Source organism: Aurantimonas sp. Leaf443 (genome assembly GCF_001425575.1).
GTDB lineage: Bacteria > Pseudomonadota > Alphaproteobacteria > Rhizobiales > Rhizobiaceae > Leaf443.
This window is the reverse complement of sequence record NZ_LMRD01000007.1, coordinates 54,512-68,357: the sequence shown is the minus strand read 5'-3', so window position 1 is coordinate 68,357 and position 13,846 is coordinate 54,512. Positions and strand designations below refer to the sequence as shown.

The 13,846-nt window shown below is 71.1% G+C and carries 14 protein-coding genes; 10 read left to right on the top strand and 4 right to left on the bottom strand.

The genetic code is table 11. From position 1 onward, the window contains the following. Positions 1–52: 52 nt before the first annotated feature. Complete coding sequence (locus ASG48_RS08620) at positions 53–892, bottom strand: cyclase family protein (protein ID WP_055848212.1); 840 nt, start codon at positions 890–892, stop codon at positions 53–55. A 95-nt stretch (positions 893–987) separates the two neighbouring features. After that, the gene (pcaQ, locus tag ASG48_RS08615) at positions 988–1,908 is read right to left on the bottom strand and encodes a pca operon transcription factor PcaQ (protein ID WP_055849602.1); all 921 of its coding nucleotides are present in this window, start codon (positions 1,906–1,908) and stop codon (positions 988–990) included. Positions 1,909–2,012: 104 nt separating this feature from the next. Between pcaQ and pcaD the strand changes: the two genes are divergently transcribed. The 7 genes from pcaD to ASG48_RS08580 are packed head-to-tail and all read left to right on the top strand — an operon-like array spanning position 2,013 to position 8,280. After that, positions 2,013–3,212 carry a 3-oxoadipate enol-lactonase gene (pcaD, locus tag ASG48_RS08610; protein ID WP_055848209.1) on the top strand — a complete coding sequence of 400 codons (1,200 nt, stop codon included), beginning with the start codon at positions 2,013–2,015 and terminating at the stop codon, positions 3,210–3,212. Beyond that, a complete protein-coding gene (pcaH, locus tag ASG48_RS08605) occupies positions 3,209–3,928 on the top strand; it encodes a protocatechuate 3,4-dioxygenase subunit beta (RefSeq protein WP_055848206.1) in 720 nt (239 codons plus the stop codon). The genes pcaD and pcaH overlap by 4 nt, the downstream gene beginning before the upstream one ends. Continuing rightward, complete coding sequence (pcaG, locus tag ASG48_RS08600) at positions 3,928–4,554, top strand: protocatechuate 3,4-dioxygenase subunit alpha (RefSeq protein ID WP_055848203.1); 627 nt, start codon at positions 3,928–3,930, stop codon at positions 4,552–4,554. The genes pcaH and pcaG overlap by 1 nt, the downstream gene beginning before the upstream one ends. A 55-nt stretch (positions 4,555–4,609) precedes the next feature. Further along, positions 4,610–5,344, top strand: a complete 735-nt coding sequence (locus tag ASG48_RS08595) for a 3-oxoacid CoA-transferase subunit A (RefSeq protein WP_055848201.1) — start codon at positions 4,610–4,612, stop codon at positions 5,342–5,344. Beyond that, positions 5,341–6,012: a 3-oxoacid CoA-transferase subunit B gene (locus ASG48_RS08590; protein ID WP_055848199.1), complete on the top strand. Its 672-nt coding sequence runs from the start codon at positions 5,341–5,343 to the stop codon at positions 6,010–6,012. Before ASG48_RS08595 ends, ASG48_RS08590 begins: the two co-directional genes overlap by 4 nt. Before the next feature lies 1 nt (position 6,013). Beyond that, positions 6,014–7,216, top strand: coding sequence for a 3-oxoadipyl-CoA thiolase (gene pcaF / locus ASG48_RS08585; protein WP_055848196.1), 1,203 nt, complete (start codon positions 6,014–6,016; stop codon positions 7,214–7,216). Continuing rightward, the gene (locus ASG48_RS08580; protein WP_055848194.1) at positions 7,213–8,280 is read left to right on the top strand and encodes a 3-carboxy-cis,cis-muconate cycloisomerase; all 1,068 of its coding nucleotides are present in this window, start codon (positions 7,213–7,215) and stop codon (positions 8,278–8,280) included. The genes pcaF and ASG48_RS08580 overlap by 4 nt, the downstream gene beginning before the upstream one ends. Before the next feature lie 49 nt (positions 8,281–8,329). Here ASG48_RS08580 and ASG48_RS08575 read toward each other — a convergent pair whose 3' ends face one another. Then, entirely contained in the window at positions 8,330–9,109 is a 780-nt protein-coding gene (locus ASG48_RS08575; RefSeq protein WP_055848191.1) for an SDR family oxidoreductase, read from the bottom strand. 115 nt (positions 9,110–9,224) lie between these two features. Continuing rightward, positions 9,225–10,175 (bottom strand): sugar-binding transcriptional regulator, encoded by a 951-nt coding sequence (locus tag ASG48_RS08570; RefSeq protein ID WP_055848188.1) that lies wholly within the window; start codon positions 10,173–10,175, stop codon positions 9,225–9,227. A gap of 285 nt (positions 10,176–10,460) precedes the next feature. On the opposite strand from ASG48_RS08570, the gene ASG48_RS08565 reads away from it, so the two are divergent. The 3 genes from ASG48_RS08565 to ASG48_RS08555 are packed head-to-tail and all read left to right on the top strand — an operon-like array spanning position 10,461 to position 13,824. Next, positions 10,461–11,321 (top strand): transketolase, encoded by an 861-nt coding sequence (locus ASG48_RS08565; protein ID WP_082529357.1) that lies wholly within the window; start codon positions 10,461–10,463, stop codon positions 11,319–11,321. Further along, the gene (locus ASG48_RS08560) at positions 11,318–12,265 is read left to right on the top strand and encodes a transketolase C-terminal domain-containing protein (protein ID WP_055848185.1); all 948 of its coding nucleotides are present in this window, start codon (positions 11,318–11,320) and stop codon (positions 12,263–12,265) included. Before ASG48_RS08565 ends, ASG48_RS08560 begins: the two co-directional genes overlap by 4 nt. A 5-nt stretch (positions 12,266–12,270) precedes the next feature. Continuing rightward, positions 12,271–13,824: an FGGY family carbohydrate kinase gene (locus ASG48_RS08555; RefSeq protein WP_082529356.1), complete on the top strand. Its 1,554-nt coding sequence runs from the start codon at positions 12,271–12,273 to the stop codon at positions 13,822–13,824. The last annotated feature ends 22 nt before the right edge of the window (positions 13,825–13,846 follow it).

The following is a 13,846-nucleotide window of genomic DNA, read 5'->3' as shown; positions in this document are numbered from 1 at the left end:
CTGCGGTCCGGCCACCTCCGGGGCGCCGGACCGTTCTGTTCGGGCTGCGCGATCAGACGAGCGCGAGGATGCGGCTCGGGCCGCCGGTGGCGCCCCTCACCTTGGGCCCGGCGACGACCAGCATGGCGCCCTTCGCGGGCAGGTCGTCGAGCCCGGCAATCGCCTCGACGCCCCAGCGGCCGCTGCCGAGCCAGGCATAGTGGACGGGAAACGCGCCCGAGGCGATGCCGCGATCGAGCGACAGCGTATCGACCGCGATGCCCTTCACGTTGCGCTCCTCGATCAGGAACTCGGCCGCCTCGGCATGGAAGCCCGGCGTGTGGTTGCGCCCTTCCGCGTCGCGTCCGGTGAATTTCGGCTGGTCGAGAAGCTTGTGCCAGCCCGAATTCATCGCCACGCAGCAGCCTTCCGGCAGCGGGCCGTTCTTCGCCTCCCAGGCCTTGATGTCGTCGGGCGTAACGCCCGCGTCGGCGTCGCCCGCCGCCCGCTCGCGGATGTCGATCACCGCGAGGGGAACGACGAGATCGGCGATGTCGATCATGTCGACGCTCTTGCCGTCCTGCGAGAAATGCAGCGGCGCGTCCATGTGGGTGCCGGTGTGCTCCATCAGCGTCCAGCGATGGAGATTGACCTTGTCCTTCTCCCAGGTGACCGGCTTCTCGACGGTGAACCACTTCTCGCCGCTGAAGGTCGGGAAACCCTCGAAGAGCGTATGGGTGAGGTCATGGACCTTGGAGAAGCGCAGTTCGGGCGCCGGACTGGCGGCGGCGGCGGGCTGCGCCAGTCCGAGGCCGCCGGCGGCGGCGGCAAGGCCGAAGCCGAAGCCGGCCTTCAGAAGGCCACGGCGCGTGGCCTGTTCGCAGATCGTATGGAGACACCCGACTGGGCACATGGTTCATCCTCCCTTTGCTGTGAGCTCCCGCTTCCTCCAGCGGGAGCTCAAAAGTGTACGAACCGGTTCGTGAACGCAAGATGGTCGCGTCGTGCTTATTCCGAACGGATGCCGGCCGCCACGGCGCGCAGTTCGCCGAGCAGGATCTGCGCCGACAGCGACGGCGAGAGGCCCGCGCGCATCGAGATGCCGACGGGCCCCAGCGTGTCGCGCGTCTCCACCGCGAGGCGGGTGAGCTGGCCGGCGCGCAGATCCTCCAGGACGACGCCCTCCGAGATGATCCAGACCGCGTCGGTGGCGCGCACATAGGCGCGCCCGAAGGCGAGCGAGACGGTCTCGACGGTGGCGGCGGGGCGGGGCAGGTTGGCGGCCATGAACAGGCGGTCGACCGTCGGGCGGATCACCGAGCCCGGGGGCGGCATCAGGCACTCGAAGCGGCCGAGTTCGCGCTCGGGCGCGGACAGGCCGGCGAGCGGATGGCCGGCGCGCACGGCGAAGACGATCGGCTCGGAATAGAGATGCTCGAAGAGGAGGCCTGTCATCTCCTCCGGTTCGCCCATGCGGCCGATGACGATGTCGAGGTCCCCCTGGCGCAGCTGCGCCATGAGATAGCCGGTCGGGCCGGTGACGATGCGTGGCGTGGCGTCCGGCACATGGGTGCGGTAGCGCCGGATGGCGAGCGGCAGGAGACGCGCGGAGACCGTCGGCAGGGCCCCGACGCGAACGGGCTGCGCGTCGGCCGCCGCCGCCCCTTCCACCTCCTCCACGCCGCGGCGCAGCGCCGCCAGGCTCGCCTCGGCATGGCGCAGGAACATCTCGCCCGCCGCCGTCAGGAAGCCGCCGCGGCGGGAGCGGTCGAGGAGGTCGAGGCCGAGGATCAGCTCCAGTTCCCGGATCGACTTCGACACCGCCGGCTGCGTCACCGAGAGAGCGTCCGCGGCGCGCACCACGCTGCCCTCCCGCGCCACGGCGACGAAGGTGCGCAGATGGCGGAGGCGGATGGCAGCGAGCGACATGGCCATAACTTAGCGGTTATGCATCGGGCAGCAATCCTCATTTTACATCACCATCGCCGCGTCCTAGTGACAGTCCGGACCACGGAAATTACCGGGAGGACGCCATGGCCTTCGTCACCGTCAACGGCATCGGCCTTCATCACCGGCGCGCCGGCACGCGCGGCGGCCGCCGCGTCCTGTTCCTGAACTCGCTGGGCTCGGACCTGCGGATCTGGGACGAGGTCGCCGAGCGACTGGCGCCCGGCTGCGAGACCCTCGTCTACGACATGCGCGGCCACGGGCTGAGCGAGGCGACGCCGGCGCCCTACGGGCTCGATCTCCTCGTCGCGGACGCGCTCGGGCTCATGGACGCGCTCGGCTGGTCGAGCGCCAGCCTCGTCGGCCTGTCCGTCGGCGGATTGGTGGCGCAGGCGATCGCCGCCCGCCATGGCGAACGCGTGGACGCGCTGGTGCTGATGGACACGGCCGCGCGCATCGGAACGGTCGAAAGCTGGAACGAGCGCATCGCCGCCGTCGAGGCGGGCGGCGTCGCCGCCATCGCGCAGGCCGTCGCCGCGCGCTGGTTCACGCCCGATTTCGCCGCCCGCGAGCCCGCCGCCTTCGCCGGCTGGCGCACCATGCTCGCGCAGACGGGAACGGCCGGCTATGCCGGCACCTGCGCGGCGCTGCGCGACGCCGACCTCACCGGCGAGGTCGCGGGCATCGCGGCCCCGACCCTCGTCCTTGCCGGTGACGCCGATCTCTCGACGCCCCCCGACCTCGTGGCGGCGACGGCGCGGCTCGTGCCGGGCGCGCGCTTCGAGACGGTGGCCGGCGCCGGCCATCTGCCATGTCTGGAACGCCCCGCCGAGGTCGCCCGCGCCATCGCGAACCATTTCGAGGCCTGCGCGCCGACGAAGCCCGCCGCTTCGTCCGCCGCCTTCGAGGCCGGCATGGCGGTGCGCCGGGCGGTCCTGGGCGATGCTCATGTCGACCGCGCCACGGCCGCGATCACGCCCTTCGACGCCGCCTTCCAGCGCTTCATCACCGAAGGGGCCTGGGGCAGCGTCTGGTCGCGCCCGCATTTCACCCGGCGCGAGCGTTCGGTCGTGACCATCGCGCTGCTCGCCGCGCTCGGGCACGACGAGGAGGTCGCCATGCATGTGCGCGCCACGCGCAACACGGGCGCGACGCCCGAGGACATCGCGGAGGCGCTGATGCATGTCGCGGTCTATGCCGGGGTGCCCGCGGCGAACCATGCGATCAGGATCGCCAAGGCGACGCTTCACGAGATGGAGCCCGGGACGGGGGAGGTGGTGCGATGAGCGGATCCTATTTCCAGCGCGACCGGGACTGGCACCCGCCGGCCCTGACGCCGACCTACAAGACCTCCGTGCTGCGCTCGCCGCGCCATGCGCTCCTCTCCATGCCGACGACGCCGTCGGAGGAGACGGGGCCGGTCTTCGGCCACGACATTCTCGGCCCCCTCGACAACGACCTCATCCGCAATTTCGGCGGGGACGGCGAGGCGATCGGCCAGCGCATCGTGGTCTATGGCCGCGTGCTCGACGAGACGGGCCGCCCGGTGCCGGGCGCGCTGCTGGAATTCTGGCAGGCCAATGCCGGCGGGCGCTACCGCCATAAGAAGGAAGGCTACCGCGCCGCGCTCGACCCCAATTTCGGCGGCTGCGGTCGCGCCATCACCGATGCCGAGGGCGCCTACGCGTTCCGCACCGTCAAGCCCGGCGCCTATCCTTGGCCGAACGGCGTCAACGACTGGCGCCCGGCCCATATCCATTTCTCGGTCTTCGGCCACGCCTTCGCCCAGCGCCTCGTCACCCAGATGTATTTCGAGGGCGACCCGATGATCTGGCAGTGCCCGATCGTGAAGACGATCCCCGACCGGGCCGCCATCGAGCGCCTCGTCGCCGCGCTCGACCGCAACGCCACGATCCCGATGGACAGCCTCGCCTACAAGTTCGACATCGTGCTGCGCGGGCGCCGCTCGACGCCGTTCGAGAACCGGATGGAGGGCAACTGATGGTCCAGCCGCTGCACTATCTGAAGGAGTCGCCCTCGCAGACGGCGGGTCCCTACGTCCATATCGGCACCAATCCGAACTGGGTGGAGATCACCGGCGTCTGGACCGCCGATCTCGGCCTCGTCCTCGTCGGGCCGGACACGAAGGGCGAGCGCATCGTGATCGAGGGCCGGGTGACGGACGGGGCGGGCGCCCCGGTGCGCGACGCGCTGATCGAGATCTGGCAGGCCGATGCCGCGGGGCTCCACCCCTCGCCCGAAGAGACGCGCGGCGCGGCCGACCCCGCCTTCGCCGGCTGGGGCCGCCAGCCGGTGTCGGACACCGACGGCACCTACCGCTTCGAGACGATCCGCCCCGGCGCCGTGCCGATGCGCGACGGGCGCCTGCAGGCGCCGCATATCACGGTGTGGATCGTGGCGCGCGGGATCAATCTCGGCCTGCACACGCGCCTCTACTTCGCCGACGAGGCCGCGGCCAACGCGCGCGACCCGCTGCTCCTGCGCATTCCCGAGCCGGAGCGGCGCGAGACGCTGATCGCGCCGCGCCACGAGCGCGAGGGGCGGGCCGTCTTCACCTTCGACATCCGCCTTCAGGGCGAGCGCGAGACCGTTTTCCTCGACATCTGACTTCCCCCCGCAACCATCCCGCCCGGCCGGCGAAGCCGCCCCGCGAAGGAGAGACATGGACAAGACGCTCCCCAGCCTCGTCGACGCCGTTTCCGGCATCGCGGACGGCATGACGGTGATGATCGGCGGCTTCGGCGGCTCGGGCGCGCCGATCGAACTGATCCACGCCCTGATCGACCGGTTTCTGGCCACCGGCTCGCCGAAGAACCTGACGGTCGTCAACAACAATGCCGGCAACGGCCATGTCGGCCTCGCCGCCCTCATCGAGCAGGGCATGGTGCGCAAGCTCATCTGCTCCTTTCCGCGCTCGGCCGACCCGCGCGTCTTCACCGAGCGCTACCTGAAGGGCGAGATCGAGCTGGAACTGGTGCCGCAGGGCACGCTCGCCGAGCGCATCCGGGCCGGCGGTGCGGGCATTCCCGCCTTCTACACGCCGACGAGCTACGGCACGGACCTCGCCAAGGGCAAGCCCGTCGAGGAGTTCGACGGACGGCCCTACGTGCGCGAACTCTGGCTGAAGGCCGATGTCGCGCTCATCAAGGCCCATCTCGGCGACAGGCTCGGCAACCTCACCTTCAACAAGGCCGCCCGCAACTTCAACCCGCTGATGGCCACCGCCGCCGCCACGACCATCGCGCAGGTGACGCGCATCGTGGCCCCCGGCGAGCTCGATCCCGAGCACGTGGTGACGCCCGGCCTCTTCGTGCAGGGGCTGGTCGAGGTGAGCGCGCCCGCGCAGGAGGAAGAGCTGAACCGCGCCAACGCCGTCTATCCGGAGCCCGCCGCATGAGCGCGAAGCTTTCCTCCACCCAGATCGCCTGGCGCGCCGCGCAGGACATCGCCGACGGCGCCTATGTCAATCTCGGCATCGGCTTTCCCGAGATGGTGGCGAAGTTCCAGCCGCCCGGCCGCGAGGCGATCTTCCACACCGAGAACGGCATTCTCGGCTTCGGCGAGGCGCCGGCGGCCGGGAGCGAGGACTGGGACCTCATCAATGCCGGCAAGAAGGCCGTGACCTTGAAGCCGGGCACGGCCTTCTTCCACCATGCCGACAGTTTCGCCATGGTGCGCGGCGGGCATCTGGACGTGGCGATCCTGGGCGCCTACGAGGTCGCCGAGACCGGCGATCTCGCCAACTGGTCGACGGGCCCGAAGGGCGTGCCGGCGGTCGGCGGGGCGATGGACCTGGTGCACGGCGCCAAGCGCGTCGCCGTCATCACCGAGCACGTGACGAAGGACGGGCGGCCGAAGCTCGTGAAGCGCTGCTCGCTGCCGCTGACGGGCGTCGCCTGCGTCACGCGCATCTATACGAGCCTGGCCGTCATCGACATCGAGGGCGGGCGCTTCGTCCTGCGCGAGAAGCTGCCGGCGCTCTCGCTTCCAGAGCTGCAGGCCGTGACGGGCGCCGAACTCGTCGTGCCCGGCCCCGTCGCCGACCTCCTCGTTCCGGAGCTTTGAGATGAGCGAAGCCTTTCTCTGCGCCTATCTGCGCACGCCCATCGGCCGGTTCGGCGGCGCGCTTTCCTCGGTGCGGGCCGACGATCTCGGCGCGATCCCGCTCAAGGCGCTGATGGAGCGCCATCCCTCCGTCGACTTCGCGGCGGTGGACGAGGTCATCTTCGGCTGCGCCAATCAGGCGGGCGAGGACAACCGCAACGTCGCGCGCATGTCGCTCCTGCTCGCCGGCCTGCCCGAGAGCGTGCCGGGCACGACGATGAACCGCCTCTGCGGTTCCGGCATGGACGCGGTGATCACGGCGGCGCGGGCGATCAAGGCGGGCGAGGCGGAGCTGGTGATCGCGGGCGGCGTCGAATCCATGAGCCGCGCGCCCTTCGTCATGCCGAAGGCGGACACCGCGTTCTCCCGCCATGCCGAGATCCACGACACGACGATCGGCTGGCGCTTCGTGAACCCGCTCATGAAGGCGCAGTACGGCGTCGATTCCATGCCGGAGACCGGCGAGAACGTCGCCGAGGACTTCCATGTGGGCCGGGCGGACCAGGACGCCTTCGCCCTGCGCTCGCAGACCAAGGCGGCCGCCGCGCAGGCCAACGGGCGGCTGGCGCGCGAGATCGTGCCGGTGACGATCCCCCAGCGCAAGGGCGATCCCGTCGTGGTGGCCCGCGACGAGCATCCGCGCGCGACGACGATGGAGGCGCTCGCCAAGCTCGGCACGCCATTCCGCAAGGGCGGATCGGTGACGGCCGGCAACGCGTCGGGCGTCAACGACGGCGCGGCGGCGCTGATCCTGGCGAGCGAGGCGGCGGCCCGGCGCCACGGGCTGACGCCCATCGCGCGGGTGCTGGGCGGCGCGTCGGCGGGCGTGCCCCCCCGCGTCATGGGCATCGGACCGGCGCCGGCCTCGAAGAAGCTCATGGCGCGGCTGGGGCTGACGCCGGCCGATTTCGACGTGATCGAACTGAACGAGGCCTTCGCGAGCCAGGGCCTCGCCACCCTGCGCGAGCTCGGCATCGCCGACGACGACGCGCGCGTGAACCCCAACGGCGGCGCCATCGCCCTCGGCCACCCGCTCGGCATGTCGGGCGCGCGCATCGCGGGCACGGCGGCGCTGGAGCTTCAGCTTGGCGGCGGCCGCCGGGCGCTGGCCACCATGTGCGTCGGCGTCGGCCAGGGCATCGCCGTCGCGCTGGAACGGGTGTGAGCGTGGCGGGGCAGGAGAGACCGCTCGTCGAGGCGCTGACGGGAGACGCCGAGATCGCCCGGCATTTCTCCGCCGAGGCCGAGATCGCCGCGATGCAGGCCTTCGAGGTCGCGCTCGCCCATTCGCAGGCGGCGCTCGGCCTCCTGTCGCCGCAGGCGGCGGAGGCGATCGAGGCGCAAGCGGGCCCGGCGGTCCGACCGTCGGTCGCCGCCCTTCGCGAGGGCATCGCCCGCGACGGCGTCGCCGTGCCGGCGCTCGTGCGCGCCATGCGCGGCGCGGTCGGCGAGGCGCATGGCGCGAGCGTCCATCTCGGCGCGACCAGCCAGGACGCGATCGACACCGGCCTCATGCTGCGCCTGCGGGACGTGCTGGCCCTCCTTCAGCGCCGCGTCGAGGGCCTGATCGCAAGGCTCGGCGCCCTGGCCGAGGCCGAGGGCGACCGCCCGCTGATGGCGCAGACGCGCATGCAGGCGGCGCTTCCCTTCACCGTCTCGGCCAAGCTCTCGACCTGGCGCCGCCCGCTCGAGAACCATCGCGAGAGGCTCGCCGCCCTGCGGACGCGCCTGCCGCTGCAGCTCGGCGGCCCCGTCGGCGACGGCGCGAGCTTCGGCCCGGCCTACGAGGCGCTTCGCGCCGACCTGGCCGCCCGCCTCCGCCTTCGCGACGCCGCGCCCTGGCACAGCGACCGGACCCAGATCCTCGACGTCGCGCAAGGTCTGGCGCTTCTGGCCGGCACGCTCGGCAAGATCGGGCAGGACGTGGCGCTGATGGCCCAGACCGGCACGGCATCGATCCGCCTTTCGGGCGGCGGCGGCTCCTCGGCCATGGCGCACAAGCAGAACCCGGTCGGCGCGGAGGTCCTCGTCGCGCTCGGGCGGCTCTCGGCCGGTCTTCTGGGCACGCTCGCCCAGTCCATGATCCACGAGAACGAGCGCTCCGGCGCGGCCTGGACGCTCGAATGGCTCGTCCTGCCGCCGATGGCCGAGGCCGCCGGCGCCGCCCTCCTCACCTGCGACCGCCTGCTGGCCGGCGCGCAATTCGTCGCGAAGGACGGCAAGGCCTGAGTTCGGCGCTCCTGCCGCGACGTCCACGGTCGCGGCAGGGGCGCTCGGCTCACGACATGAACAGGCCGCCGTCGACATTGACCGTCTGGCCGGTGATGTAGGCGGCATCCTCGGAGGCGAGGAAGGCCACGAGGCCGGCGACGTCCTCGCCTCTGCCCGCGCGCCCGGCCGGGATGCCGGCGACCCATTCGGCCATCAGTTCGCCCGGCTTGTAGTCGCCCATCAGCTTGCCCCAGGCCGCGTCGTTATAGGCCCACATATCGGTCTCGATGATGCCCGGGCAGAAGGCATTGACGGTGATGCCCTCCTTGGCGACTTCCTTGGCCAGACTCTGCGTGATGCCGACAACGCCGAACTTCGAGGCGGCATAGTGGGGCGTGTAGATGAAGCCCTGGCGCGCCTGGCCGGAGGCGGTGTTGATGAGGCGCCCGCCGCGGCCATGCTTGCGCAGGCGCGCGATGGCTTCCTGACAGCACAGGAAGACGCCGGTCGTGTTGACGTCCAGCACCTTGCGCCATTCCTCGATCGTCAGGTCCTCGACCTTGGCGATGGTGATGACGCCGGCGTTCTGGACGGAGATGTCGACGGAGCCGAAGGCCGCCTCGGCCGCGTCGTAGAGCGCCACGACGTCGCCCTTGTCGGTCACGTCGGCGACGAACCCTTCCGCCCGCCCGCCGGCGGCGCGGATCGCCTCGACGGCGGCGGTGGGGTCCTCGTTGGCGCTGACCATGACATTCGCACCCTCGCGGGCGAAGCGCAGGGCGATGGCGGCGCCGATGCCGCGGCTGCCGCCGGTGATGACGACGGTTCTGTTCGAGAAGCGGTTCATTCATGTCCTCCGGGTTGGGTCTTGGAAGCGGGCAAGACGCGGCATCGCGCCGCGCGGGGCGGCCGCGAAAGCGCTGTCGGCGATGGGGCAAGGGGCGGAGAGGCCAGCCGCCGGGTCAGTCCGCGACGAGGGCGGCCGCCGTGTGGTTGTCCGTGACGAGGATCGAGACGAAGCCGCCGAGCATGGCCGCGCGGATGGCGTCCACCTTGCGCGCTCCGCCGGCCACGCCGACGACCCGCGGCACGGCCGCCATCTCCGGCAGGTCGATGCCGATGATGCGCTCGTCGCAGGAGGAACGCACCTGCCGCCCCTCGCGGTCGAAGAAGCGCAGTCCCATGTCGCCGACCGCCCCCGCGTCGCCGAGTTCGCGCAGTTCGGAGGCCAGAAGACGGTTGCCGCTGTCGGCCAGCATCTGCGAGGGCTCGAGCGCGCCGATGCCGACGAGGGCGAGCGTCACGTCCTTGAATTGCGAGAGCGTCTCGCGCACGAACGGGTCCTGGACGAGGATGGCGCGGGCCTCGGCCGACTGGGTGAGGCCGGGTGCGGCGAGGAGCTGAGGCTTGGCCCCGGTGATCTGCGCCATGCGCAGCGTCAGGTGCGTGGCGTGCTTCTCCGCGCCGGGATTGCCCGTGCCGCCGAGAAGCTGGATCACGCGCGACGCCGAGACGCGCGTCGGATGCAGGCTTTCCACCGTGCGCAGCAGCGAGGCGCTCCAGGAGGAGAGGCCGATCACCTCGCCCTCGCGCAGCGAGGTCTCCAGGAAATGGGCGGTGGCCGCGCCGATGGCGCTGAGGATCGCCTCTTCGGTGTTCTGCGCAGCTTCCACCACGAAGGCTTCCGAGAGGCCGTAGCGCTCGCGAAGGCTCGCTTCCAGGTCGAAGAACGTGCCGCGCGGGGCGTGGATGGTGATCTGGACGAGGTTCTCGTCCTGCGCCCGCTTCAGGAGGCGGGAGATCGAGGCCTGGCTGATGTTCAGGCGCTTCGAGATCTCGGCCTGGGTCGCCTTCTCCAGATAGTAGAGCTGCGCGACGCGCCCCATCAGCCTGAGATCGTGGATGCGGGCCAAGAACCGTTTCCCTTCGCGCCAGCGACGCGGCTGCCACACGAGCCGTGCGCACGCCCGTGCGCCGCTCCCCGATTACCAGCCTCGGGCGCCCCGCGTAAGGCGCCGAAGCGCGTGCCGGACGGGGGACGGAAGGGTCGCGAGGACCGACGCGCGTCGATGGGGGCTTCGGCATTGCCGCAGGATTGGGGTGCACTGCACAAACTTTCCGCGCTTGACATCCCATAGAGCACTGCCTAGCCTGAATATCAATACAGCAATGAATATTTATTCAAAGGAGCCGAGCCGATGGCCCTTGCCCCCGCTCTCGCCGCCGAGCGACGATCCGACCGCGAGCCCCTTCTGGGCGCGGCCGGTCTCGCCCGCGAGGCCACCGAAACGCGCAAGCGCATAATCCAGACGATCGGCACCGCCGGTCTCGGCCATGTCGGCGGGGATCTGTCCGTCACCGACATCCTCGTCACGCTCTTCTTCAACGTGCTGGCCATCGATCCGGCCGAGCCGATGGCCGAAGACCGCGATCGCTTCGTCCTCTCCAAGGGCCATTGCGCCGCCGCGCTCTACACCGTGCTGGCACGGCGCGGTTTCTTTCCGGAAGCAGAACTCGAGACGTTCATGAAGCCGCTGTCGCGGCTGAACGGCCATCCCAACCGGCGCAAGGTGCCGGGCGTGGAGGCCAATACCGGACCGCTCGGACACGGCCTGCCGATCGCGCTCGGCACGGCGGTCGGGGCCCAGGTGCGCGGCCAGACCTTCCGCTCCTTCTGCGTCACCGGCGACGGCGAGTTGCAGGAGGGCTCGAACTGGGAGGCGGCGATGTTCGCCGGCCACCGCAAGCTTTCCAACCTCACCCTCGTCGTCGACCGCAACGGCCTGCAGCAGGGCGCCAGCGTCTCGGACACCAACGATCTCTCGCCGCTCGGCGAGAAGTTCGCCGCCTTCGGCTGGGAGGTGCGCGACATCGACGGCCACGATCACGCGGCGCTGATCGACGCGCTGTCCCGGCCGGGGGAGGGCAAGCCGGTCTTCGTGCTCGCCCGCACCGTGAAGGGCAAGGGCGTCTCCTTCATGGAGCACGGCGTCGAATGGCACCATGGCGTGCCGAGCGCCGACCAGATCGCGATCGCGCTGAAGGAACTCTCCGCATGAGCGAGAAAACCGTTTCCGCAGGCCTCTTCGACTGCCGCAAGGCCTTCGCCGAGACGCTGACAGAGCTGGCCCGCACGAACGAGCGCATCGTCGCCGTCTGCAACGATTCCGTCGGATCCTCGAACCTCAAGGCGTTCCAGAAGGAGTTTCCGGACCGCCTGATCAATGTCGGCATCGCCGAGCAGAACATGGTGGGCGTGGCCGCCGGTCTCGCCAATGCCGGGCTCATTCCCTATGTCTGCTGCGCCTCGCCCTTCCTCACCGGGCGCGCGATGGAGCAGGTGAAGGTCGACGCGGCCTATAACGGCTATCACGTCGTCCTGTGCGGCATGAGCCCGGGCATGGCCTATGGCGAGCTCGGCCCCACGCACCATTCGATCGAGGATCTCGCCTGGATGCGGGCGATCCACGATCTGACCATCCTCGTGCCGGCCGATCCGTTCCAGACGCGCGAGGCGGTGCGCTGGGCGGCGCAGGCGCAGGGTCCGGTCTTCATGCGTGTCGGGCGCTACGCCGTGCCGGCCGTATCCGACGAGGCCGGCGGCTTTGCGGTCGGGCGGGCCGACGAACTCCACGACGGGTCGGACGTCACGATCGTGGCCACGGGCACGCTCGTCTCGCGCGCGGTCGAGGCGGCGCGCAACCTGAAGGCGTCCGGCATCTCGGCGCGCGTCCTCAACGTCTCCTCGCTCGCTCCGATCGATGCGCAGGCGCTGATCCGCGCGGCCCGCGAGACGCGCGGCATCGTGACGGCGGAAGAGGGCGTTCCGCAGGGCGGGCTCGGCGGCGCCGTCGCCGAGATCGTCGCGCAGAGCCACCCGGTGAGGATGCGCATTCTCGGCGTCTCGACCTTCGCCCCCACCGGCGACGCGAGCTTCCTCCTCGACCATTTTGGTCTCAACGCCGCCGGCATCGAAGCCGCCGCGCGCGAACTGGCGGCCTGACGGCCATGGCCGCCGCCCCCGACCTGATCCTGGCGATCGACCAGGGAACGAGCTCGACGAAAGGCCTTCTCGTCGACAGGGCCGGCGCGGTCGTGGCCCAGGGAACGGCGCCGCTCGGCGAGACCTGCCCGCAGCCCGGCTGGGTCGAGCAGGATCCGGACGCGATCTGGGACAGCGTCGCGGCGGCCGTGGCGTCGACCCTGCGCGGCATCGACCCCGCACGCGTGGCGGCGGTCGGCTTCTCCACCCAGCGCGAGTCGCTCCTCCTGTGGGACAAGCGCACGGGTCAGGCGATCTCGCCGCTCCTTTCCTGGCAGGACCAGCGCACGACGGGGATCGCGCGGGCCCTGGGAACGCCGACGGTGCGCGACACGGTGCGGCGCCTTTCGGGGCTGCCGCTCGATCCGATGTTCTCGGCGCTGAAGGGCCGCTGGCTCCTCGACCGGCACGATCCGGACCGGACACGATCGCGCGCCGGCGAAATCGCGCTCGGCACCGTCGACTCCTGGCTCCTCTTCCGCCTCGGCGGCGAGCACGTCATCGAGATCGGCAACGCCTCGCGCACGCAGCTGCTCGACACGGCGCAGGCCCGCTGGTCGGACGAGCTCTGCGATCTCTTCGGCATTCCGCTTCAGGCCCTGCCGCGCATCCTGCCCTCCACCGGCCCGTTTCCCGCAATCCGCAACCTTTCGCCCCTGCGCGACGGGACGCCCGTGACCGCTGTCCTCGGCGACAGCCATGCCGCGCTTTTCGGCCAGGGCGGCTTTCGCGCCGGCACCGTCAAGGCGACCTTCGGCACCGGCTCTTCGGTGATGGGCCTGCTGGGACCGGATGCGCGCGACCTCGACGAGGGCACCTGTCTGACGATCGGCTGGCAGATCGACGGGGAGGCGCCGGCCTGCGCCGCCGAGGGCAATATCCGCTCGGCCGGCTCGACGCTGCGCTGGCTGGCCGAGGTTCTGGGCCTGTCCGTCGAGGCTCTCGTGGGCGAGGGGCTTTCGGCCTCGCGCGGCTCCGGCGTCGCTCTGGTGCCCGCCTTCAACGGTCTGGGCGCGCCCTACTGGGACGACGAGGCCTGCGCGACGCTCTGCGGCTTCAAGCTCGGCACCTCGCGGGCGGCGCTGGCGCGGGCGGCCGTCGAATCGATCCCGCATCAGGTGGCCGACGTCATCGCCTCCGTCGAGCGCTCGACCGGCGTGCCGGTGACGGTGCTCTATGCCGACGGCGGCCCGTCCGCCAACGATGCGCTGATGCAGCTCCAGGCCGATCTCGCCGGCCTCACCGTCCTTCGCTCTCCCGTCGCCGGCCTTTCGGCGATCGGCGCGGCGCACATGGCGGGCCTTGGCGCCGGCTTCTGGAACATGGCGGGGCTTGCCGCCATCGAGCGCCCGCACGCCACCTTCGCCGCCACCATGCCCGACGGGGAGCGCGACGGCGAACGGCGCGACTGGGTTCGGGCGGTCGCCCGCGCACGGTACCGCATGGCCGACGCTTTCCCCGACGAGACGACAGCCGCCACGCCGACGAGCCCACCGATGCGCCTGCGCGCGGCGGGCTGACGGTGGTGAAACGGGAGGACAC